Source organism: Mediterraneibacter gnavus ATCC 29149 (assembly GCF_008121495.1).
GTDB lineage: Bacteria > Bacillota > Clostridia > Lachnospirales > Lachnospiraceae > Mediterraneibacter > Mediterraneibacter gnavus.
The window spans coordinates 3,480,094-3,501,713 of record NZ_CP043051.1 but is presented as its reverse complement, the minus strand read 5'-3'; the positions used below and the strand labels follow the sequence as shown (position 1 = coordinate 3,501,713).

Below are 21,620 nucleotides of genomic sequence, written 5' to 3'. Positions count from 1 at the left end.
AAAAAAGGTGTTATAATGAGAAAAAAGGGTGGTGAAGCTATATGAAACTTACATTTATAGGAGCAGCCCATGAGGTGACCGGAAGTTGTCATTTGCTGCAGGCAGCGGGGAAAAATATTTTAATTGACTGTGGTATGGAGCAGGGACCGGACCTGTATGAAAACCCAGGACTTCCCATTGCAGCGGGAGAAGTGGACTATGTATTTTTGACACATGCACACATCGATCATTCAGGTCTTTTGCCCCTTTTGTGCAAGAATGGATTTAAAGGGCAGATATTGACCACATTTGCCACAGCGGATTTATGTAACATTATGCTTCGTGACAGCGCTCATATTCAGGAATTTGAAGCTGAATGGCGCAACCGGAAAGGAAGACGTGCCGGAGTGCCGGAGTTTGAGCCGCTTTATGTGATGGCAGATGCAGAGGCTGCGATCAATCTTTTCGTTCCATGTGGATATGGAGAACGGCTTCATATTTGCGATGGGGTGGAAATCCGGTTTACAGATGTCGGCCATTTGCTTGGTTCGGCAAGTATTGAGGTCTGGATTACCGAAGGTGAGATTAGCAGGAAGATCGTATTTTCAGGAGATGTGGGGAATGTGAATCAGCCGATCATCAAAGATCCAAGGTGTACGGATACCGCAGATTATGTGGTAGTGGAATCCACCTATGGAAACCGGGTACATTCTTCGGAGAAGATAGATTATGTCTCTGAATTTACGAGAATTTTGAAAGAAACCTTTGATGCAGGCGGTAATGTCGTGATCCCGTCATTTGCAGTGGGACGTACGCAGGAGATGCTGTATTTCATCCGGGAGATCAAAGAACATGGACTTTTGCCGGAATATTCTGATTTTGAGGTATATCTGGATAGTCCGCTGGCAATTGAAGCGACCAAAGTGTTTACAAAAAATATGCGGGAATGCTTCGATGAAGAAGCAATCAAACTGGTGGATGAGGGGATCAATCCTCTGGTATTTCCGGGGTTGAAGACATCCGTTACAAGTGATGATTCGAAACTGATTAATTTTATCGAAAAGCCGAAAGTAATTATTTCTGCATCGGGTATGTGTGACGCAGGACGGATCCGTCATCATTTGAAACACAATTTGTGGAGAAAAGAATGTACAATTCTGTTTGTGGGATATCAGGCGAACGGGACATTAGGAAGGCGGCTTCTGGAAGGTGAGAAGAATATCAAGCTGTTTGGAGAGCCGATCGAGGTTCATGCCAGAATTGAAAGTCTTCACGGAATCAGTGGTCATGCAGATATGAATGGTCTGATAGCATGGCTGAAAGGATTTAAGACACCGCTTCAGCATGTATTTGTGGTGCATGGCGAAGACACTGTGACAGAAGAATTTGCGCAGAAAGTAGAAGAGACGCTTGGATGTCCGACGTGGGCGCCATTCCCGAACGGGGAAGTCGATCTGGCTGCGAATGAGATCTTAAACGAAGGTGTGCGGATTGCCGTGAAAGGCAAGAAGCCATCCCAGAAGAAAGCAGACGCTGCATTTGAGCGTCTTATCGCAGCAGGAAGAAGACTTTTGGATGTTATTTACAAACGAGAGGGAATTCCGAATAAAGACAAAGCAAAATTTGAAAGTCAGATCAATAATCTTGCTGATAAATGGGATCGTTGGGAATAGTGAGAAAGAGAAAATCACGGATGGGAGAAATCTCATCCGTGGTTTTTTGTGAGAAAAAATGAGGCTTGTTAATGATTCTGAATACGTGAAATGGTACAATGAAGATAGGAGGCAAAAGATATGAAAGGAAGTCTAGTACCATGTGGTCATACATTTAGTGATTTCCAGATTTATGATGAGAAGACTGCAAAGGAAGAATGTATCAAAATGGTTAGAAATATTATGGAATATTGGAAAGCAGAGGCGGCAAGAATTGAACAGGAACAAATTTTATAAAAAGAAAGTTCTTTTTGAAATTTAGAAATGCACATTGCTTTTTCTTTGTATGGGACTGTCAGATTTAAGACTTTGATTTGTCAAATGAGAGACTAAATAATTAGAAGGAGGCAAAGGCATGACGGCATATGTGTTTTTTATGATTTTCTGCAGTTTGATCGGTGTGGCAGTAGGAGGAATCGCAGTATTTGGCATTTTTGCCATTCGGCGGGCAATCAGAAACAAAATGCAGGAAAAAGAGTCAGAAAAGAAATAAAATGAAGAAGAGGGCATAGAGGGATACGTGAGCTTGTCAAGGAGTAAAACTTTTTTTATTTTCCGTAAAACCGCATAGACTGCCTGCAGATGGTGAATTCTTTTAATTAGAAACAGGACAGGAGGATTCACAAATGGCAGGAAATAAAGTGGAATTATGCGGGGTAAACACAGCGAAGCTCCCGCTTTTGAAAGAAGAGGAAAAGGAAGAGCTTCTTGCAAGGATCAAGGAGGGGGACGAAGACGCAAGAGAACAGTATATCAAGGGGAATTTAAGACTGGTACTCAGTGTGATCAAACGGTTTTCATCCAGCAGTGAAAATGCCGATGATCTGTTTCAGATCGGCTGTGTGGGACTGATGAAAGCAGTCGATCATTTTGACCCCTCAAGACTGGTGAAGTTTTCGACGTATGCAGTTCCGATGATCATCGGTGAGATCAGACGATATCTGCGGGACAATAATTCTATCCGTGTGAGCCGTTCTCTGCGTGATACGGCATATAAAGCAATCTACGCCAAAGAAGGATTTGTGAAGAAATATTCCAAAGAGCCTACGGTGCAGGAAATTGCTGAGGAGATCGGGATATCCAAGGAAGATATCGTGTTTGCACTGGATGCAATCCAGATGCCGGTCAGTCTTCATGAACCGGTATACAGCGACGGAGGCGATACGCTGTATATCATGGATCAGGTGAGTGATAAAAAGAACCGGGAAGAAAACTGGGTAGAAGAGCTGTCGCTGGAGGCAGCGATGGAACGCCTCAATGAACGGGAACGTTTTATCATCCAGCTTCGATTTTTTGAAGGAAAGACACAGATGGAGGTGGCAGAACAGATTCAGATTTCGCAGGCGCAGGTGAGCCGGCTGGAAAAAAATGCATTGAAAATAATGAAACAATATCTGTTGGGCTAAAGGCTGTTATTCTTTCCAGTAACAAAATTTCAGAGAAAACTGCATAAAAATGATTTTACGGTTGAAATTTCCAGAACTTCATACTATGATAAACACGTAGAATAGATGGAGGAGATGGAGACGATGATGTATAAGAGTTGTATTTTTGACTTGGATGGAACACTGACCGATACGCTGGATTCTCTTACATTTTCTGTGAATCTGACCATGAAAGAGATGGGACTGCCAGAGATTACAAGAGAGCAGTGCCGGATGTTTGTGGGAAACGGAAGCAGAGTTCTTCTGGAAAAAGCACTGCGTGCCGCGTCAGAAGAAGCTTTTGAGAGGCTGGAGGAAGCGATGGAAATATATGGGAGAGTCTTCAATGAGAATTGTATGTATCATGTGGCTCCCTATGAAGGAATCGTGCAGCTTTTGGGTACATTAAAAGAGCAGGGAATCAGATGCGCTGTTCTTTCCAATAAACCGGACAGACAGGCGGTTCATGTTGTGGAAACTGTATTTGGAAAAGATCTCTTTTTTAAAGTGCAGGGACAGAAAGAAGGCGTGCCGAGAAAGCCGGATCCGACAGCAGTCCTTCAGATTGCAGGGGAGATGGGAGCGACTCCTGAAGAGACCATCTATATCGGAGACTCCGAGGTAGATATCAGGACCGGACATGCAGCCGGGATGCGCACGATAGGCGTTTCCTGGGGATTTCGAAGCAGAGAGGTCTTAAAGGAAGCGAACGCAGCGTATATCGTGGATACGGCACAGGAGCTTCTGGAACTGATATCCGCATGGGAAGAGAAAAAAGGGAGGTAACGGAGCATGAATGAATACGATGAGGAATGTCTGCTTACGTTTCTGAAAAAACAATCGCAGCTTTTTGACGAGCCGGTGGCAGAGACAATGGAAGAGGCAGAGGCTTTTCTGGAAGACTGTATGGCGGTCGTAGTAGATTCTCTGGATGAAGTAAGAGAATATTTTGAGGAGAGCGGTGCAGACGTGGAGAATATGGATGCGGAAGAACTCGAAGAGGCATCTGAAGTATTCCCGCTTTCAGGTGGACGCTATCTGATCGTGGAAGGGTAAAAGACAATCAAAGATATGCAGGAAGCCGCAGTTTTGTTGACTGCGGCTTTTTCTACGGCCTGCCGGATGGCATTTAGAATGATCTGAGAAGTATAAGGCGCGTCATCGGACAATTCCACGGCGTCCAGTGACTGAGTGTCATAAATCTGGTCGGCAATTTCTTCGATCGCAGGCTGGATCAGAGGAAACATTGTAGTCACGGTTTCATCCAGGTTGGCAAACCGGATGGAATTGATCCTGGAGCTGTCCACAGATACTTCCACTTCCAGATTTGTGTTGTTCAGTGTGAGGGTGGATGTGTAAGTACCAGGTGTATACTGTTTGTGAGATGTTTGCTTTTTGTCTGTATGTCCGGGACCAAACATGACGAAAAGCAGCACGATCAGAAGAATACAAAGGAGCGCGAACACAGCAGTATAGATGAGCTCCTTTGTGTGAAGGACAACGATTTTTGTTTTGGAATCCATAAGAATAATCCCCCTTGTTTTTTATCATTTTATGAGGCATATCCGGAAAATATTCCCGTCTTTTGCGTGACAAAAGCCGGGGAATCCTGTAAAATAGGTAACGCAGTTTAAAAGGACAGATTGGAAAAAGAAGAGGTGGACAACTATGTTTATCATTGTAGGACTTGGAAATCCGACACCAGAATATGAGGGAACGAGACACAATGTCGGATTTGAAGTAATAGATGCACTGGCACGAAAATATAATATTGATGTAGATACGAAAAAACACAGAGCTTATATCGGAAAAGGAATGATTGAGGGGCAGAAGGTAATCCTGGCAAAACCTCAGACTTATATGAATCTGAGCGGGGAAAGCGTCAGAAGTCTTCTGGACTATTATAAAGTGGACGAAGAGCAGGAGCTTCTTGTCATTTATGACGATATCAGCCTGGGAGTGGGGCAGATAAGGATTCGGGCGAAAGGAAGTGCCGGAGGGCATAACGGGATCAAAAATATCATTGCCCATTTGGGTGGACAGGTATTTCCCCGTATTAAAGTAGGTGTGGGAGAAAAACCGCCGAAATGGGATCTGGCTGATTATGTGCTGGGACATTTTTCAAAAGAAGAACAGGAACAGATGGAAGAGGGATATGAACATGCAGTTTGTGCAGTGAAGGAGATTGTGACAGGCAATATCGAGGCTGCAATGAACGAGTATAATCGGAAAAAGAAGGAAAAATAAAATGATGCAGGCTTTTATCGCACCGCTTGCGGGACTTGCAGAATATCAGGAGATTTTACAGAAGCGAAGGAAAGAAAAGGGGATTCTGCAGATCGCAGGCTGTGTCAATTCACAAAAAACACATTTGATGTATGCGCTTGGCGATGGTTTTTCTTACAAGATCATCGTTTTTTCCAGTGAAGAAAAAGCGCAGAAGGCATATGAAGAATATCGCTTTTTAGATTCCGGGGTATTGTATTATCCGGCAAGAGATTTGTTGTTTTACCATGCGGATATCAAAGGAAATTATCTGATGAAGCAGCGGATGGAAGTGATTCGCAGTATGGTGACAAGACAAAAGAATCAGGAGATTACAGTGATCACGACTATGGATGCTTTTCTGGACGGGCTTTCTCCGGCAGAGGAGATCGTTTCGAAGCGGATTCAGATCTCATCCGGAGATACTGTTGATTTTACTAAGCTTCAGGAGAGACTTTCCTGCCTTGGGTATGCGCGGGAAGTACAGATTGAAGGACCGGGACAGTTTGCAGTGCGCGGCGGGATCCTGGATATTTTTCCGCTTACAGAAGAGGTTCCGGTGCGTGTGGAGCTCTGGGGCGATGAGGTAGATTCGATCCGGACATTTGACGTAGAAAGTCAGCGTTCGATTGAAAACCTGCAGGAAATTGAGATTTATCCGGCAGCAGAACTGCAGAGTCAGAAGAAGCAGTCTTTTCTGGAGTATTTTCCGACAGAAGAGTCGATCCTGTTTCTGGATGAGCCGCAGAGGCTGATTGAAAAAGCAAATGAGATTGAAGAGGAATTTCAGGAGAGCGTCCGCAAGCGGGAAGAGGCCGGGCTGGAAGAAACGCAGGAGCTTACGGTCTATCCGGTGCTGGAAATCTTAAACCGGATCAATCAGTTTTATGGAGTGGCATTTACCGCGCTGGAAGGAAAGTGTAAGGGGTTAAAGATCCGGGAAACAGATTATATTCAGACGAAGGGTGTCAATCCGTATAACAACAGTTTTGAGATGCTCACAAGGGATTTGAAGCGGCTGAAAAGAAATCAGTACCGGGTGATCTTGCTGTCTGGTTCCAGGACAAGAGCAAAGCGCCTGGCGGAAGATCTGAGGGATTATGATCTGAGCAGCTTCTACAGCGAAGATATGGATCGTGAAGTGCAGCCGGGGGAAATTATGGTGGCATACGGGCATGTGACACAGGGATATGAATATCCGATGCTGAAATTCATGGTGATCTCTGAAACAGATATTTTTGGCAGACAGAAGAAAAAGAAACGCAGAAAACTATATGAAGGACAGAAAATCCAAAGTTTCTCCGAATTAAAGGTTGGAGATTATGTGGTACATGAAAATCATGGTCTGGGTATCTATCAGGGAATTGAAAAGATTGAAGTAGATAAGATCACCAAAGATTATATGAAAATTTCTTATGCGGGAGGAAGCAGCCTGTATATTCTTGCAACGCAGCTGGATCTGATCCAGAAGTATGCAGGAGCAGATGCAAAAAAGCCAAAGCTGAACAAGCTGGGAAGTAACCAGTGGACGAAAACAAAGAATCAGGTGCGCGGGGCAGTCAGACAGATTGCCAGGGATCTGGTGGAGCTGTATGCGGCAAGGCAGCAGGAGAATGGATATCAGTATGAACCGGATACGGTCTGGCAGAAGGAATTTGAAGAAATGTTCCCGTTTGAGGAGACCGATGACCAGCTGCAGGCGATCGCCGATACCAAGCAGGACATGGAGAGCAAAAAGATCATGGACCGCCTGATCTGCGGAGACGTCGGATACGGAAAGACGGAAATTGCCATTCGGGCTGCATTTAAGGCGATCCAGGACGGAAAACAGGTGGTATATCTGGTGCCGACAACGATTCTGGCACAGCAGCATTACAACACGTTTGTGCAGAGGATGAAAGAATTTCCGGTGCGCGTGGATTTGCTCTGCCGGTTTCGGACGCCTGCCCAACAGAAGAAGACAACAGAAGATCTGAAAAAAGGACTGGTGGATATTCTGATCGGGACGCATCGTGTTTTGTCAAAGGATGTGGAATTTAAGGATCTGGGACTTTTGATCATAGATGAAGAGCAGCGATTTGGCGTGACACACAAAGAGAAGATTAAAAAACTGCGGGAAAATGTGGATGTACTGACGCTGACTGCCACGCCGATCCCGCGGACGCTGCATATGAGTTTGATTGGAATCCGCGATATGAGCGTGCTGGAAGAGGCGCCGATGGATCGGATGCCGATCCAGACATATGTGATGGAGTACAATGATGAGATGGTCCGTGAAGCTATTCAAAGAGAACTGGATCGGGACGGACAGGTGTATTATGTATATAACCGGGTAAGTGATATTGCGGAAATTGCAGATCATGTGCAGAAACTTGTTCCGGACGCGACAGTGGCGTTTGCTCACGGGCAGATGGCGGAGCATGAGCTGGAAAATATCATGTATGATTTCATCAACGGAGACATTGATGTGCTGGTGTCAACAACGATTATTGAGACCGGACTGGATATTTCCAATGCCAATACGATGATCATCCATGATGCAGATCGTCTGGGACTTTCTCAAATGTACCAGCTGCGGGGGCGTGTGGGAAGATCCAATCGGATGGCGTATGCATTTCTCCTGTACCGAAGAGACAAGCTGCTAAAGGAAGTGGCGGAAAAAAGACTGGCGGCAATCCGGGAGTTTACAGATCTTGGTTCCGGATTTAAAATTGCGATGCGGGATCTGGAAATTCGTGGGGCAGGAAATCTTCTGGGTGCAGAACAGCATGGGCATATGGAGGCTGTCGGATATGATCTGTACTGCAAGATGCTCAATGAAGCGGTAAAACAGTTAAAAGGCGGAACCGAGGAGGAAATCTATACGACCGTGATGGATCTGAATGTGGATGCGTATATCCCGAATTCCTATATTCCGAACGAATATCAGAAGCTGGATATTTACAAGCGGATCGCGGGAATTGAAGATGAGGAAGAGATGGATGATATGCTGGAGGAGCTTATCGACCGGTTCGGGGATGTACCAAGAAAGGTACAGCAGCTTCTTCAGATCGCAGGTCTTAAAGCGCTTGCACATTCAGCTTATGTGACGGCAGTGGAACAAAAAGGAGAAGAATTCCGGTTTACCATGTATGAAAAAGCGAAGGTCAATCCGCAGAAAATTCCTCCGTTGATTCAGAGCTACCGGGGAAATCTGGTGTTTAAGGCGGAGGCAGTGCCGTATTTTGTCTATTATAAAAAGGGTAGAAATAAAAAGGAAAAGGATGAAACGGTTCTGGAACTTGTGAAAAAGCTCTTAAATGATATAAAGAGCTTGTTAGAGGAGAAAAAAGACGTTATAATGAAATAATTAGGTACAATTAGAGGAGGAATTTATGGTTGGATTGAAAAAAAGAGGTGTGATCACCGCAGTTGCCGGTATTTTAGCGGCGGTTACGATAACAGGATGCAGTGCTGCCCCTGATAATGATGCTACAGTAGTAACGGTCGGAACAGAGAAGGTTTCGTATGGTGTTGCTAATTTTTATGCGCGTATGCAGCAGGCGCAGTATGAGTCGTTTTATGCAGGCCTGATGGGGATGAGTGCGGACACAATGTGGAGCCAGGAAGTGGAAGAAGGCAAGACATATGAGGAGAATATGAAAGACAGTATTTTAGAGTCTCTGGAAAATATGTATCTTGTAAAACAGCATGCTTCTGAATATAAAGTGGAGTTGACAGACGAAGAAAAGAAGAAGATCGACAAAGCCGCAGAGGAGTTTGTGGAAGACAACACATTGGAGGACAAAGAAGTTGTGTCCGGATATAAAAAATATGTCAAAGAATATCTGGAACTTGCTACGATTCAGCAGAAGATGGATGCACCAATGAAAGAGGGCGTGGATGAAAATGTTTCAGATGAGGATGCAGCACAAAAGAAGATCGAGTATGTCCAGTTCTCTTATACGAAGAAGGATGATTCCGGACAGTCTGTTCAGATGACTGACGATGAAAAGAAGGCAGAAAAAGAAAAGGCACAGACCTTTCTGGATACAGTCAGCGCAGATCCGGACAAGGACATGAATGCAGCAGCTGCTTCGGCAGAAAAAGAAGTGCAGACGGCGACATTTGATTCTGAGTCCAGCACACTGAACGCAGATCTTTTAAAGGCGGCAGATGCGCTGGAAAATGTAGGGGACGTGACAAGCCTGATTGAGACAGACGATGGAATCTATGTGGCGAAGCTGACAAGCAAGCTGGATCGTGAGGCAACAGATCAGAAGAAAAAAGAAATCGTAGAAGAGCGCAAGCAGAAACAGTATGAAGATCAGGTGGAAACATGGCGCAAAGAGACTGACATCAAGGTAGACAAAAAAGAATGGAAAAAAGTAGACTTTGAAGATCAGGGTGTGAATGTAAAACAGACAACGACTGATTCAGAAAAATAGAATGTAGGAAAAAGGAGAAGAAATCCTGAAAAAGTGAGGGGGTTCTTCTCCTTTTTATTTGCGCCGTCGGAAAATCTGTATAAGAACAATCAGCAATAAAAGGGCGGACAGACTGTATCCGAGGAAACTGATCCAAGGGAGTCCAAACCACTTTGGAATGCTGTAAATGTCCGAGGCAAGACCTGATCCGATAAACAGGGCAGCAGAAAGAATCGTCAAAAGCACCCGGTTTGTAATGGAATAAACATCACGGCGGAAATGCTCGCCATCAGAAAGCTGCAGGTTGACTTGTGCCTGCCCGTTTTTTGTAATGTTCAAAAGATCAGAAAGCTGGGCAGGGATGTTGAGGGATTTGTCCAGTGAAGTATAAACCTGGCGTCCCTTATGTTTTAAAATGTGCCTTGCATCCAGCTCATGGATCAGCAGATTGGACATATGTACAGATAAAATCCGCAACAGATTTACATCCGGAGCACATGCACTTAAAGTTCCTTCGATCGTGATCATGCTTCGCGCAAGCAGTGTGACATCCGGGGTAATTGCAAGCCGGTGATCCTTGACCAGCTGCAGGAGCCGTTCGATCAGATCGCCAAGCCGCATGGTGCCGAAGTCCATGGAAACATACTTGCTGACAATATCATCAATATCCGTGTACAGGCGGGCATGGTTGACACGCTCCTGAGGTTCGGCAAACGCGAGTAATACGTTTTTCAGAGAATAAATATCATTCTCAAGAAGTGCCGTGATCGCTTTGCGAAGCAGCAGCTTGGTGTTGGAAGACAGATGTCCTGCCATTCCGAGATCCAGCCATGCAATCTGCCCTTTGCTGATCCAGAGATTTCCAGGATGCGGATCCGCATGGAAAAATCCATCCTCCAAAATCTGTTTGCAGTAGTTTTCCGCTGTCTTTTCGCCAATTTCAGTCATGTCGTAGCCAAGACTTTTTAGTTCCTCTATATGATCGATCTGGATTCCGTCGATATAGTCCATGACAAGAAGTCTTGGAGTCGTCAGTTCGTGATACACCACGGGGCAGGTCGTATAGGCGATTTCTTTTTGGTTGGCGTAAAACAGATCTAGATTGGCGGCCTCTTTTTCAAAGTCAATCTCTTCTCTGGTAGTCTCCCAGAGTTCATCTAAAATCGTATGAAAGTCGATCAGATTTTTAGTTCCCAGTGTCAGTTTTAAAATACCGGAAGCTTTTTTTAAAAGCCGGATATCATTTTCCATCGTCTTTTGGATGGCCGGTCGCTGTACCTTTAAAACAACCTTTGTTCCGTCTTTTAGCTGTGCGGGATGTACCTGTGCAATGGAAGCAGAGCCAAGCGGAGTCTGTTCGATGGAAGAAAAAATGTCAGAGACAGGTCGCTGTAATTCGGATTCAATGATTGAGACTGCAGTCTCATATGGCATGGGGATCACATCGGTACGAAGCCTTGTCAGCTCCTGACAGTATACTTCCGGGAGCATATCGGAACGCATGGACATGATCTGCCCCAGCTTGACATAAGTAGGGCCCAGATCTTCCAGAATCTCGCGGAGCTTGACCGGTGTCAGACCCGAGGTCAGATGGTGTTTTTTTAAAACTTTTAAAATCTCGTTCAGCCGCCTGCCGGAGGCGGCTGAATCTTCTTCCGTGTATGATGGATACCGGGAAGGATCCATTGTTTTTTGTTCTTTATTCATTCTGATTCTTCGGGTGTCCTTTCATCGGAGGTAATATCTGGATCTTCAGGCTGTTCTTTTCTTGCTTCTTCTGTCTGGGCAATCTTTTCTTTCAGAGCGTTTAATTCCTCTTCGGTCATCTGATCGACAGAATTCATGGCATCTGTATAATTCCTGGTAACGGTGACAGAAATATGTTCTTTGACTTTTTCTTTTGCTGTATGTTTCAGTTCTTCATTGAGCATTCTGCCCTGTGCAACGGTCAGTTCGCCTTTTTCTACCAGATCATCGATCAGTTCTTTTGCGTTTTCTGCAGTAGAGGCGACAGCACCTACACCTGCTAAAAATACTTTTCTTAATCCTTCTGTGAATTCCATAAAGACCATCCTTTCTTGAAGTACATGATTGTCATTTGTTGTTTTCTTTATTATAGCACGTATCAGGAGGAATGTTTCTTACTTTTTTGTTAAAAATATGAAAAAAAGTAAGAGGGAAAAAGCAAAATATGGTATAATTTTCTATATCAGACAGGGGAGGAAACAGGTGTGGAAAAAGTGAGAGAGAAGGTACTTTTTGCACTGCAGGAAGTACAGAGAGCAGTGATCGGAAAGCAGGAAGTGACAGAGACGGTGATGAAAGCATTTTTGGCGGGTGGGCATGTGCTGGTGGAGGATATTCCGGGACTTGGCAAGACGACCATGGCGATTGCTTTTTCCAGAGCGATCGGACTGCAGAAGCGCAGGGTGCAGTTTACACCGGATGTACTTCCGTCAGACCTGACCGGATTTACCATCTACCAGAAAGAGAGAAATGCGTTTGTATATCATCCGGGAGCCGTGGTCTGCAACCTGCTTCTGGCAGATGAGATCAACCGGGCGTCTCCGAAGACGCAGTCAGCCCTTTTGGAAGTGATGGAAGAGGGGCAGGTGACCGTGGATGGGAAAACCAGGAAGATTGCTCCGCCGTTTCTGGTGATCGCTACGGAAAATCCGTCCGGCTCCGCAGGGACGCAGTTGCTTCCGGAATCTCAGTTGGATCGTTTTATGGTCTGTGTAAAGATGGGATATCCGACAATTCGCGAAGAGATGGAGATTCTGCGAAAAAATGAGAATGGCCGTACGTCAGATGCCGTTCAACAGGTGATGACAAAGGAAGAACTTGAGGAAGCACAGCGGGAGACTGCACAGATTTTTATGCATGAGCGGATTCTGGAATATCTGGTGCAGCTGGCACAGGCTACTAGGGAACATGAGATGCTGGAGCTGGGGATGAGTCCAAGAGGAACAGTGGCACTTGCAAAGATGGCGAAAGCGGGTGCGTATCTGGCAGGAAGAGAATATGTGGTTCCGGCAGATGTCAGGGGAGTGTTTCGGGAGACTGCACAGCATCGGATCCTGTTAAATACAAGGGCAAGGATCAGCAAAGTAAAACAGAAGGAAGTACTGCAGGAAATTTTGTCCGCAGTAGAATCACCATCATTGAAAAAGCGATAAAAAGGAAGGAGCGTATATGGGAAAACGGATGATAACATATCTTCTTGTGCTTGGCGCAGTGGGATATCTGTTTTTGATGTATATTTATCCGGCACTGAGCGGGCTGTTGATTTTTGTGCTTCTGTATCCGGCGGCAGGAATCGTTTATCTTATTTTTGCGGGGAGAGGACTTTCTGCCAGAGTAAAGCGGCTCTCGGATTACGGAGAAAAAGAACAGCAAATGAAAGTCAGTATACAGGTTTGCAGGGAAAGTTCTCTTTGGATCGGAAAGTGCAGGATTCTGCTGGAAATGGAACATGCAGTATCCGGCATCAGACAAAAAGACAGTTTATGGCTTTCTGAAAAGCAGGCAGACTATACATTTGAACCAGACAGGTGCGGAGAGTGGAAGCTGACGATTACAGAAGTGAGAATCTATGATTTTATCGGAATTTTATCTGTGGGTAAAAAGCAGCAGGAAAAGGAGCGATTCACAGTCCTGCCGAAGATCTGTGCAATGCTGGTAGAGATTGGGAGAAGGACGCGGGAATTTCCGGTTGAGCCGGAAACCTATTCCAATGAAAGGGGTGGGCAGGATGCTACGGAAATCTATCAGATCCGGGAGTATCACATTCCGGATCCGGTGCAGATGATCCACTGGAAGATCAGTGCCAAGGCGGGAAAAATGATGGTCAAAGAATCCAGTCATCCTCTTGGATGTGCGGTATGTATCAGACTTTGGCTTTCGGATGCAGCGAAAGATTTCAAAAAGCTGGAGCGTATGATGGAGATTTGTGCTTCACTTTCCAGGACTCTGGTAGAAGAACACTGTATGCACGTTGTGGCATGGTTTGATCAGAAAAACGTCCGTGTTGTGCGATGGCGCGTGAAGGATGAGGAGACGTTTTATGAAATGCTCTGGGAGCTGATGGAAGCAGTCCCTGTAGCGAAACGAGAGGAAGAGCAAAGCGGGTTTGAAGAAGTGTTTCGAACACAGAAATTTTCCAGTGTTCTTGTACTGGATGGCCAGGGGATTCAGGGATGGAATGATACCGGGATTATCCAGGTGTGATATGGGGAGAAGGGGTATGAAAAGAAAAAAGAAGGATTTGAATCAACATAGCTGGAAAGTTCATATCTTACAGTTTCTTACCGTTGGTTTTGCACTGTGGTCCTGGTGGGAGACTGCCGCCGGAGTGAAATTGACGCAGAAATTACCTCAGGATCAGACAGAGAGGTGGATGGCAGTACTTTTGATCACCGGTTTTTTAGGGAGTGTCTGGCTTGGGACAATGCTGGTAAAAAGAAAGAAGCTCCTGCTTTGTATTTCTGCGGTTTTCTATCTTGTACCAGTGATATATACGGCGGTTTTGACGTATTTCCCGGATCCGAGAGAATGCTGGCTTCAGATGATTGCAGCCGGATTGTATGTGACAGTGCTTACATCGATGTCTTGTAATGTTCTGCAGAATGTCTGCATTGTGGGAATAAGCTTCGTATTTCTGGCATTTTGTTCGGTCCAGCTGGGAGAGCAGATGGAGCCGATGAAAGAAAAAGAAGATGGGGTATATCGGACGACCAGACGATATGTGAAAGAGCATGTAATCCAGAAAGCAGAAGAGACGTGGAATGCATGGAGTGCAGACAGGCAGACAAGAAAAGAAGCACAGACGAAAAAGGAAGAGCAAAAGGAAGAGTCAGAAAAAGAGGAACGAAAAACACAGGCAAAAATCCCGCAGACAGAGCAGAATATGATTCCGGAAGAGACAGGCATGGATTCTTCCGGCGGTATGGAAGATTTGCGGGAGCTGGGCAGCTTTGTCCCCAGGAAGGGTGTGTTGTTCACTGTGACGCAGGAGGAAATGCCGACAGATACGATTTATGTTTCGGAGAAATATGGAAAAGAATATGACGGGGGATCCTGGAGAGAAGGAAGTGCGACGGATCCGGCAAGTGTATATTTGCAGTATCCATCCTCTTTGAAGCAACTTCGCAAATTGTGCAACGAACTGCAGGAAGCAGATTCTTTTGAAGAAGCAGAGCGGTTCGTGGAAGAAACATTAAAACGTCAGGCTGTGTATGATGTAAATCCGGGATCGACACCGTCCGGCGAGGATTTTGCGGAGTATTTTTTGTTTGAAAACCACAAAGGATTTTGTGTGCATTTTGCAACGGCTGCAACCTTGATGTATCGAATGCTGGGGATTCCGGCCAGATTTGCAGAAGGTTATGCCATTCCGGCATCTGCATTTTCACAGCAGGAAAATGGGCAATATGTGGCAGAAGTTGAGGGCAGCATGGGCCATGCCTGGTGTGAAGTCTGGCAGGAGGATACCGGCTGGAAGGTCGAGGATCATACAGGTGCAGCTTCTGCGTTGGAAAATGTGGAGAGGGCAAGAGCATCATCGGATACGTGGCAGCAGATCCGAAAGGCGCTCTTCCAGTGTTTGAAGGTGATCGGCGTTATACTTCTGATGTTCGCGCTGATAATATTGCAAGCGTGGATACGGACTGTGCGGAAACGAAAACGGTGCCGAACGGGATCAATCGATGCAAGGATCCGGTTTGTTTATCAGAGCCTGTACGAGGTTGCAGAGTTTCTGCATCCATCCGGGGAAGATCCATTTTCAATGCAAGGAAAAGAAGCGGTGAAAAAATCTCTTCCGGAACTGGAAGAGGCCGATCTAAACTGGATGTATGACACGATGATGCGCACTATGTTCTATAAAGGCTGTGATATCCGCGATGGAGAACAGATGTATCGTTTGTATGGACAATGCAGAAAAAAAGTAAAACAAGGATTAAACGCCTGGAAAAAGCTGCAGTGGAATGTGATAAAATGTTTTCCATAGATAAAAAACAGATTATGTTTATAAAGAGAAAATGAAGTGACTGTGACAAGTTTTTAGATTTCGTTCATTGCTTTTGCTGAAAGAAACTTGTATACTGGAAACATCTCTGAAAGGAATCCCTTTCAGTTATATCTGAACCGGCAACAGCCGGCATTTCGGATTTTCCCAGTAAAGAAGCAAGAAAAAGCGAATGGAAAACCGGAACGAGGTCTATCATCGAAAAATTAATCGAAAGAATTAGTTATGAAAAGTCCTGTTTCCCGGTAAATTCATTCGGAAAACAGGAGGAATGTGAATGGAAAAAGAGAATACAACGCAGTTTCTGATGAGACCGAAAAATGATTTTTGTTTCAAACAGTTGATGGCAGATGCACAAATCCGTCAGGCATTTTTGTCGGCAGTTACGGGGATTCCCTATGAGGAAATCGAAGAGACAACACTGTTGCCACCAGTCTTGAGAAACGGTATAAGGAAGACAAGCTTGGAATTTTGGATGTTCGGATCCAATTGAAAAACAGCGGTCAGGTCGATGTGGAGATGCAGGTGGCAGCGTACGAGTACTGGGCAGAGAGAACTTTATTTTATCTGTCAAAAATGTTTACGGAACAGATTCATGAAGGCGAAGGATATGATGTGCTGGAAAAATGTATCCATATCGGGATTCTGGACTTTGAAATATTCGAAGATACGGATGCATTCTATTCCCGGTTTCACTTATGGGAGGACAGCCGGCATATCAAGTACAGTGACAAGCTGGAATTGCATGTATTGGAATTGCCGAAGCTGGCAAAGCACCAGTATCCGGAGACAGAACTGCTAAGTTGGATGCAATTTATCAATGCAGAGACAGAGGAGGAATTCAAAATGGCAGCAGAGAAAGACCCTTATATTGAGAAGGCCTATGAGAGTCTGGTGCATCTGAGTGCAGATGAGAGGGCACGGTTAGAGTATGAGGCAAGAGAAAAGCAGATCCGGGATCACCAGTTCTTTTCAAGAATCTATAAAGAGACGGGATATAGGCAAGGGGTGAAAGAAGGGGAAGAAAAAGGTAGAGAAAAGGGCAGGATTCAGGAATGTATTGAAATTCTACAGGAGATGGGAGAAACGAAAGAACATGTTTTGCTTCGATTGAAGGAGAAGTTTAAGCTCTCAGATACGGATGCAAATCAATATTTAGAAAAATACTGGAAAGAGTGAATTGATATACAAGAAAAAGCAACATTTCATGTTTTGTTGACATGGAATGTTGCTTTCTTTCATGGTGGAAGTTCTCTGTATATAAATCATACCTGTTTTCGGGCTGATTGTGAAATTTTTTGAAACACTGTCAGCAGTCTTCGATTATCTTCTGGATCCATGATGCAGAAGCGGACAAATTCTCCCTCTAATCCGGTGAAGGAAGAACAGTCCCGGATCATCAGTCCTTCCCGGATACAGGCTTCAAATACGTCAGATGAAGTCAGTCCATCTTTTTGGATCTGTACCAGCAAAAAGTTGGCATAAGCCGGATAAACATAGAAAAAAGGAAGTTCACGCAATTTTGTATACATGTATTCACGCTCGGAAAGTATCAAATTGCGTGTCTTTTTTATATACTCTTTGTCCTGAAACAAAAGTTCGCCGGCAAATGCGCCAAGGCTGTTTAATGACCATGGAATCTGTTTGCTCTTCAATTTTTTGAGAAATTCAGCATTTCCGGTGATACCGTACCCGAACCGCATACCAGGAGCGGCAAAAAATTTGGAAACACCACGCAGTACCATCAGATTCTGGAAATTTTGGGTCAAAGGAACTGCGGTGACGGCATCTACATCAGGTGCAAACTCCACGTACGTTTCATCGATCATCACAAAGATGTTGTGATCCTGACAAAACTCCAGCAGCTTTATCAGCTCCGGATGAAAAATTGCGGAAGAAGTCGGATTGTTCGGATTGCATAAAATAAGAAAATCAATCTGCTTTTTAGCCAGCGCCAGACACAGTTCCTCTACAGACAATTGGAAATCCTGTTCTGGTTTCAGATAAAAGCAGTCGATTGTGCTGTCTGAAAATCCAAGTTCTCTGGAGTATTCGGAATAAGTGGGTCCAAGGATCATCGTATGCTTTGGACGGCGCTCTTCAATCAGCAGGGAAATCAGTTCACTGGAACCATTGCCCGGCAGGATAAAGTCTGCAGGAATCTGACAGTATGTGGAGAGTATGTTTCTAAGACTGGTATAGCTCCGATCCGGGTAGGAAGAGAGCAGATCCAGATGAGTTGCAAGAGCTTTTTTTACCTGTTCGGAAAGTCCGAGCGGATTTACGTTAGCACCAAAATTGACAATATCTTCTTTTTTTAATCCGTAGTGTTCGCACACTTTTTCAATATCACTTCCGTGAAATTCCAGTTTTGTATTCATGTATACAATCCCCTTTTAAATTCTTTGATTCCACCGTTGCAAGAAATACAGTGTTGATGTTATAATACTTTATTATAGTGTGTTTACAAAAAAATGCAACGTAAGAAGAATGAGCAGGTGACGAATTTGAAGAATAAAATTAAACGCCTTTCAAAAGGAGATTTTCATATTCCACAGCCGGAGATTATTTTCCCGGAGACGCGGATCATCATGCGTGTCGGAGAAGGCGAGATGTACAAAGGAAGCTTTTCTCTCCAGAATCAGGGAGAGGGGACGATCCGTGGACTGGTTTATCCATCGTCTTTTCGGGTACGCTGTGAGGAGCAGGGATTTGATGGGAATCCGGTGAACATCTCTTATACATATGACGGATCCGGTCTGGTTCCGGGACATGTGGAACACGGAAAATTTACCATTGTGTGCAATGGCGGAGAGTATGAGGTGGCATTTACTGCCATTATTGAAAAGCCGTTTGTAATGACAACTTATGGAAAAGTACAGAGTCTGGAAGATTTTAAGAAGCTGTCTTTTCGGGATCCGGCGGAGGCAGAAAAGCTGTTCCGTTCCAGAGATTTTTATGAGATTCTGAAGTATGAGGATAAGCGGATTCAGGCATTGTATGACAATATGAGAAAATGGGAGCTGGATCAGCAGGCGTTGGAAGAGTTTTTGGTGGGCTGCAAGCAGAAAGAGAAGATTTTTCTGACGCTGGAAGAGGAGAGCAGGGCATTTATTTCTCTTCAGGAATCCAGAAAAGATACCTTTACGATCAGGAAGAATACGTGGGGATATCTGACCATTGATGTACGTACCGAAGGTGAATTTTTAAGTGTGGAGCATACCAAGGTTACTACGGAGGAGTTCATTGGGAATGCGTATCGGCTGGAATATATCATCGACTATACAAAGCTTCATCAGGGAAGCAACTTCGGGCAGATCATCCTGGAGTCCCCGTATGAGATACTGACCTATGAGATCGTGGTGGAGAAGGATGTCTGCAGAGATGAAGAGAGACGGGAGCGGGATAAAGAGTTTGCAAGTATTTTAAAGCGCTGTCTCGTTTATGAGAGCGGCAAGCTGGATCTGAACACCTGGTGCGAGGAGTCCTTAAAGAAGATCGAGCATTTGCGGAGTCTGGATGAGGACAATGAGATGTATCTTCTGGTACATGCACATATCTGTCTTTTGGGCAAACGGTTTGAAGAGGCAAAATGGATTCTGGAATCTTACAATTACAACCGGTTTGCAATCGGAAAAAATGTAGAGATCAGTTCCTATTATCTGTATCTGACCACGCTGCTTTCCAATGATTCGATCGGGACACGCAGAGTGGCAGAAGAGCTTTCAAAATCCTATATGAAGCATCCCGATAGCTGGAAGATCCTCTGCATGCTGGTGAATGTAGACTCTGAGTACAAGATCATCAGTGAACGTCTCAGAGCTTTGGAGCATCACTTCTATGAGGAAAAGACACGCAGTATCTGGTTCTATCTGGAAGCCTTCCGGTGTTTCCGTGAGAAGAGTTCTTCCTTGAAAAAACTGGGCATCTTTGAAGTGCGGGTGTTGTATTTTGCAGCCAAACACAAACTGATGACAAAGGAACTGGCATTATATACAGCCAATCTGGCAAGTCAGCTGAAAAGCTTTGACCGCTATCTTTATGAGACTCTGGTGCTTTCCTACGGGATGTATGAAGAGTCCATGATCCTGACTGCAATCTGTACACTTCTGATCAAGGGAAGCTGCATGGAAAACTGCTTTTTTAAATGGTATGAAAAAGCAGTGGAGTCGGAATTAAAGATTGCACAGCTGTACGAGTTTTATATGGCTGCGATCCAGCCTGGCAGAGTCAATAAAGCACTGCCGCGTTCCGTGTATCTTTACTTTATGCATGGAAATAATCTGGATTTCCATAAACGGGCGCTTTTGTATTCAAACCTGATCACTTATGAGGATGAATCCAGTGAGATTTATGCGCATTACAGAGATGAGATGGAAGCGTTTGCGTGGAATCAGCTGGAGCGCAGAAATATTGATCCCATGCTCCGCATTATATACAAGCGTTTTCTGACAGAAGATTCTATGGAAGCAGAGCAGATCAAAGCACTGTATGATATCTGCCATGCTTATGAGATCACAACAAAGGTACCGAATATGAAATTTATTCATGTGATCGCAGAGGATGGAACGATCACGCAGAAGGCGCCGTATACGGACAAAGGGGCAAGGGTATTTTTGTATGCAAAGACAGACCGGCTTGTATGGGAAAGTAAGGATGGAAGACATTATACAGATTCTATTCCATATGAAAGCAAGCGCCTGTTCTATGAGCTTCGTTACATGGATATCTGCAAGCGGTATATGAACAGTCTGAAGCAGAACCGTCAGGAGGAGAAGGTAGAAGAGCTTTCTCTTGAGACTGTGCGCAAGTATGGCATTGAAAATTACGGGGAAGAAGAGATCATGGGACTGTGCAGCCGTACGATCCGTGAAAACAATTATGAATGTGATGATTTCCTTACCTACGTGTGTTTTGAGATGTTTAAAAGAAAGCAGTTTGACAGAGTGATCCTGACGTATCTTGCGAATTACTACTGCGGAGCGACTACAGACATGAAACTGCTCTGGAGAGAAGCAAGAGAGTATGAGGTACACACTCAGAAGCTGGCGGAGAGGATCATCACACAGATGTTGTTCTCGGAAGAGTTGTTCGGAGAGGTTCCGATCTTTGAAGAATATTATGAAGAGGGAGCTTATTTCAGACTGCAGCAGGCATATCTGGCGTATATGTCCAGAGAATATGTAGTGGAAGAGCGCAGGATGAGCAGAAGTATTATTGATATCATCTGTAAGGAATATGAAAAGGGTGAAGAAACGATCGACATCTGCAAGATCGCCGTATTAAAATATTATTCCACCAGAGAATATACGACGACTGTGCGTAAGACTCTGAAAAAATTCTTACAGGAGCTGTGCGGCAAGCAGATTTATTTTCCGTTCTTTCTGGCATACGAAAAGGAATGGCTCATTGAGCTGCAGCTTTGGGATAAGACGCTGATCGAGTACAAAGGGCAGAAGGGAAGCCGTGTAATGCTCTACTATCAGCTTCAGAAAGAAAATTCAGAGGCGGTAGATTATGCTACAGAGGTGCTTACGCCGATGTATGAGAATCTCTATGTGAAGAAATTTGTGCTGTTCTCCAACGAGCGGTTGAAATATTATTTCAAGGAGACCATTGATGGCAACACTTACCGAAGTGATAAAGAGTGCTGCATGAAGGATGCTGTGTTTGGAGAATCCGGGCGATATGGACGACTGAATGATATTTTACTTTCAGAGGGCAGTGAAAAAGAAGAAAAGATGAAAGCATATGCACAGGAAGATGCAATCGCCGCGCATATGTTTGAACAGTATTAAGGAGGCTG

General features: G+C 44.6%; 19 protein-coding genes. 15 read left to right on the top strand and 4 right to left on the bottom strand.

Annotation, left to right across the window (positions count from 1 at the left end; genetic code table 11):
- Positions 1-41 precede the first annotated feature (41 nt).
- From FXV78_RS17420 to FXV78_RS17405, 6 genes are all read left to right on the top strand, one after another.
- On the top strand, positions 42-1,652 hold the full coding sequence (locus FXV78_RS17420) for an MBL fold metallo-hydrolase RNA specificity domain-containing protein (RefSeq protein WP_004842588.1): 1,611 nt from the start codon (positions 42-44) through the stop codon (positions 1,650-1,652).
- A gap of 120 nt (positions 1,653-1,772) precedes the next feature.
- Positions 1,773-1,928 (top strand): hypothetical protein, encoded by a 156-nt coding sequence (locus tag FXV78_RS18045; protein WP_004842590.1) that lies wholly within the window; start codon positions 1,773-1,775, stop codon positions 1,926-1,928.
- Between the two features lie 118 nt (positions 1,929-2,046).
- Positions 2,047-2,184, top strand: coding sequence for a hypothetical protein (locus FXV78_RS18040; RefSeq protein ID WP_004842591.1), 138 nt, complete (start codon positions 2,047-2,049; stop codon positions 2,182-2,184).
- 133 nt (positions 2,185-2,317) lie between these two features.
- Positions 2,318-3,097, top strand: coding sequence for an RNA polymerase sporulation sigma factor SigG (sigG, locus tag FXV78_RS17415; RefSeq protein WP_004842593.1), 780 nt, complete (start codon positions 2,318-2,320; stop codon positions 3,095-3,097).
- A 126-nt stretch (positions 3,098-3,223) separates the two neighbouring features.
- On the top strand, positions 3,224-3,901 hold the full coding sequence (locus FXV78_RS17410) for an HAD family hydrolase (RefSeq protein WP_039959647.1): 678 nt from the start codon (positions 3,224-3,226) through the stop codon (positions 3,899-3,901).
- Between the two features lie 6 nt (positions 3,902-3,907).
- Positions 3,908-4,171, top strand: a complete 264-nt coding sequence (locus FXV78_RS17405; RefSeq protein ID WP_004842596.1) for a hypothetical protein — start codon at positions 3,908-3,910, stop codon at positions 4,169-4,171.
- Here FXV78_RS17405 and FXV78_RS17400 read toward each other — a convergent pair.
- Positions 4,150-4,638 (bottom strand): FMN-binding protein, encoded by a 489-nt coding sequence (locus tag FXV78_RS17400; protein ID WP_004842599.1) that lies wholly within the window; start codon positions 4,636-4,638, stop codon positions 4,150-4,152. The two genes, FXV78_RS17405 and FXV78_RS17400, sit on opposite strands and share 22 nt — an antisense overlap.
- A 145-nt stretch (positions 4,639-4,783) precedes the next feature.
- Between FXV78_RS17400 and pth the strand changes: the two genes are divergently transcribed.
- From pth to FXV78_RS17385, 3 genes are read left to right on the top strand one after another with little or no spacing between them, the layout of a single operon-like run.
- A complete protein-coding gene (pth, locus tag FXV78_RS17395; RefSeq protein ID WP_004842601.1) occupies positions 4,784-5,362 on the top strand; it encodes an aminoacyl-tRNA hydrolase in 579 nt (192 codons plus the stop codon).
- Positions 5,363-5,366: 4 nt separating this feature from the next.
- Positions 5,367-8,729 (top strand): transcription-repair coupling factor, encoded by a 3,363-nt coding sequence (gene mfd / locus FXV78_RS17390; protein ID WP_039959648.1) that lies wholly within the window; start codon positions 5,367-5,369, stop codon positions 8,727-8,729.
- 25 nt (positions 8,730-8,754) lie between these two features.
- Complete coding sequence (locus tag FXV78_RS17385) at positions 8,755-9,807, top strand: peptidyl-prolyl cis-trans isomerase (RefSeq protein WP_004842605.1); 1,053 nt, start codon at positions 8,755-8,757, stop codon at positions 9,805-9,807.
- Positions 9,808-9,861: 54 nt separating this feature from the next.
- Here FXV78_RS17385 and FXV78_RS17380 read toward each other — a convergent pair whose 3' ends face one another.
- Together FXV78_RS17380 and FXV78_RS17375 are read right to left on the bottom strand one after the other, a co-directional pair.
- Positions 9,862-11,493, bottom strand: coding sequence for an ABC1 kinase family protein (locus FXV78_RS17380; protein WP_023924319.1), 1,632 nt, complete (start codon positions 11,491-11,493; stop codon positions 9,862-9,864).
- The gene (locus FXV78_RS17375) at positions 11,490-11,849 is read right to left on the bottom strand and encodes a phasin family protein (protein WP_009244389.1); all 360 of its coding nucleotides are present in this window, start codon (positions 11,847-11,849) and stop codon (positions 11,490-11,492) included. The genes FXV78_RS17380 and FXV78_RS17375 overlap by 4 nt, the downstream gene beginning before the upstream one ends.
- A 168-nt stretch (positions 11,850-12,017) precedes the next feature.
- On the opposite strand from FXV78_RS17375, the gene FXV78_RS17370 reads away from it, so the two are divergent.
- The 5 genes from FXV78_RS17370 (at position 12,018) to FXV78_RS17355 (ending at position 16,993) form a co-directional block, all read left to right on the top strand.
- Complete coding sequence (locus tag FXV78_RS17370) at positions 12,018-12,965, top strand: AAA family ATPase (protein WP_004842613.1); 948 nt, start codon at positions 12,018-12,020, stop codon at positions 12,963-12,965.
- A gap of 16 nt (positions 12,966-12,981) precedes the next feature.
- A complete protein-coding gene (locus tag FXV78_RS17365; RefSeq protein WP_004842614.1) occupies positions 12,982-14,016 on the top strand; it encodes a DUF58 domain-containing protein in 1,035 nt (344 codons plus the stop codon).
- Positions 14,017-14,032: 16 nt separating this feature from the next.
- Positions 14,033-15,796 (top strand): transglutaminase-like domain-containing protein, encoded by a 1,764-nt coding sequence (locus tag FXV78_RS17360; protein WP_159308428.1) that lies wholly within the window; start codon positions 14,033-14,035, stop codon positions 15,794-15,796.
- A gap of 295 nt (positions 15,797-16,091) precedes the next feature.
- Entirely contained in the window at positions 16,092-16,307 is a 216-nt protein-coding gene (locus FXV78_RS18390; RefSeq protein WP_004842618.1) for a hypothetical protein, read from the top strand.
- Complete coding sequence (locus FXV78_RS17355; RefSeq protein WP_233447387.1) at positions 16,286-16,993, top strand: Rpn family recombination-promoting nuclease/putative transposase; 708 nt, start codon at positions 16,286-16,288, stop codon at positions 16,991-16,993. The genes FXV78_RS18390 and FXV78_RS17355 overlap by 22 nt, the downstream gene beginning before the upstream one ends.
- A gap of 86 nt (positions 16,994-17,079) precedes the next feature.
- On the opposite strand, the gene FXV78_RS17350 is transcribed toward FXV78_RS17355, so the two are convergent.
- Positions 17,080-18,195: a pyridoxal phosphate-dependent aminotransferase gene (locus tag FXV78_RS17350; protein ID WP_004842624.1), complete on the bottom strand. Its 1,116-nt coding sequence runs from the start codon at positions 18,193-18,195 to the stop codon at positions 17,080-17,082.
- Positions 18,196-18,321: 126 nt separating this feature from the next.
- On the opposite strand from FXV78_RS17350, the gene FXV78_RS17345 reads away from it, so the two are divergent.
- On the top strand, positions 18,322-21,612 hold the full coding sequence (locus FXV78_RS17345; protein ID WP_039959643.1) for a DUF5717 family protein: 3,291 nt from the start codon (positions 18,322-18,324) through the stop codon (positions 21,610-21,612).
- Positions 21,613-21,620: the final 8 nt, after the last annotated feature.

What these genes read in the sequence shown, in the direction of transcription:
- FXV78_RS17375 (WP_009244389.1), bottom strand. Translation starts at nt 11,849, where the DNA reads ATGGAATTCACAGAAGGATTAAGAAAAGTATTTTTAGCAGGTGTAGGT.
- FXV78_RS17350 (WP_004842624.1), bottom strand. Translation starts at nt 18,195, where the DNA reads ATGAATACAAAACTGGAATTTCACGGAAGTGATATTGAAAAAGTGTGC.
- FXV78_RS17400 (WP_004842599.1), bottom strand. Translation starts at nt 4,638, where the DNA reads ATGGATTCCAAAACAAAAATCGTTGTCCTTCACACAAAGGAGCTCATC.
- mfd (WP_039959648.1), top strand. Translation starts at nt 5,367, where the DNA reads ATGCAGGCTTTTATCGCACCGCTTGCGGGACTTGCAGAATATCAGGAG.
- FXV78_RS17365 (WP_004842614.1), top strand. Translation starts at nt 12,982, where the DNA reads ATGGGAAAACGGATGATAACATATCTTCTTGTGCTTGGCGCAGTGGGA.
- FXV78_RS17380 (WP_023924319.1), bottom strand. Translation starts at nt 11,493, where the DNA reads ATGAATAAAGAACAAAAAACAATGGATCCTTCCCGGTATCCATCATAC.
- sigG (WP_004842593.1), top strand. Translation starts at nt 2,318, where the DNA reads ATGGCAGGAAATAAAGTGGAATTATGCGGGGTAAACACAGCGAAGCTC.
- FXV78_RS18040 (WP_004842591.1), top strand. Translation starts at nt 2,047, where the DNA reads ATGACGGCATATGTGTTTTTTATGATTTTCTGCAGTTTGATCGGTGTG.
- FXV78_RS17405 (WP_004842596.1), top strand. Translation starts at nt 3,908, where the DNA reads ATGAATGAATACGATGAGGAATGTCTGCTTACGTTTCTGAAAAAACAA.
- FXV78_RS17420 (WP_004842588.1), top strand. Translation starts at nt 42, where the DNA reads ATGAAACTTACATTTATAGGAGCAGCCCATGAGGTGACCGGAAGTTGT.
- pth (WP_004842601.1), top strand. Translation starts at nt 4,784, where the DNA reads ATGTTTATCATTGTAGGACTTGGAAATCCGACACCAGAATATGAGGGA.
- FXV78_RS17385 (WP_004842605.1), top strand. Translation starts at nt 8,755, where the DNA reads ATGGTTGGATTGAAAAAAAGAGGTGTGATCACCGCAGTTGCCGGTATT.
- FXV78_RS17410 (WP_039959647.1), top strand. Translation starts at nt 3,224, where the DNA reads ATGTATAAGAGTTGTATTTTTGACTTGGATGGAACACTGACCGATACG.
- FXV78_RS18045 (WP_004842590.1), top strand. Translation starts at nt 1,773, where the DNA reads ATGAAAGGAAGTCTAGTACCATGTGGTCATACATTTAGTGATTTCCAG.
- FXV78_RS18390 (WP_004842618.1), top strand. Translation starts at nt 16,092, where the DNA reads ATGGAAAAAGAGAATACAACGCAGTTTCTGATGAGACCGAAAAATGAT.
- FXV78_RS17360 (WP_159308428.1), top strand. Translation starts at nt 14,033, where the DNA reads ATGAAAAGAAAAAAGAAGGATTTGAATCAACATAGCTGGAAAGTTCAT.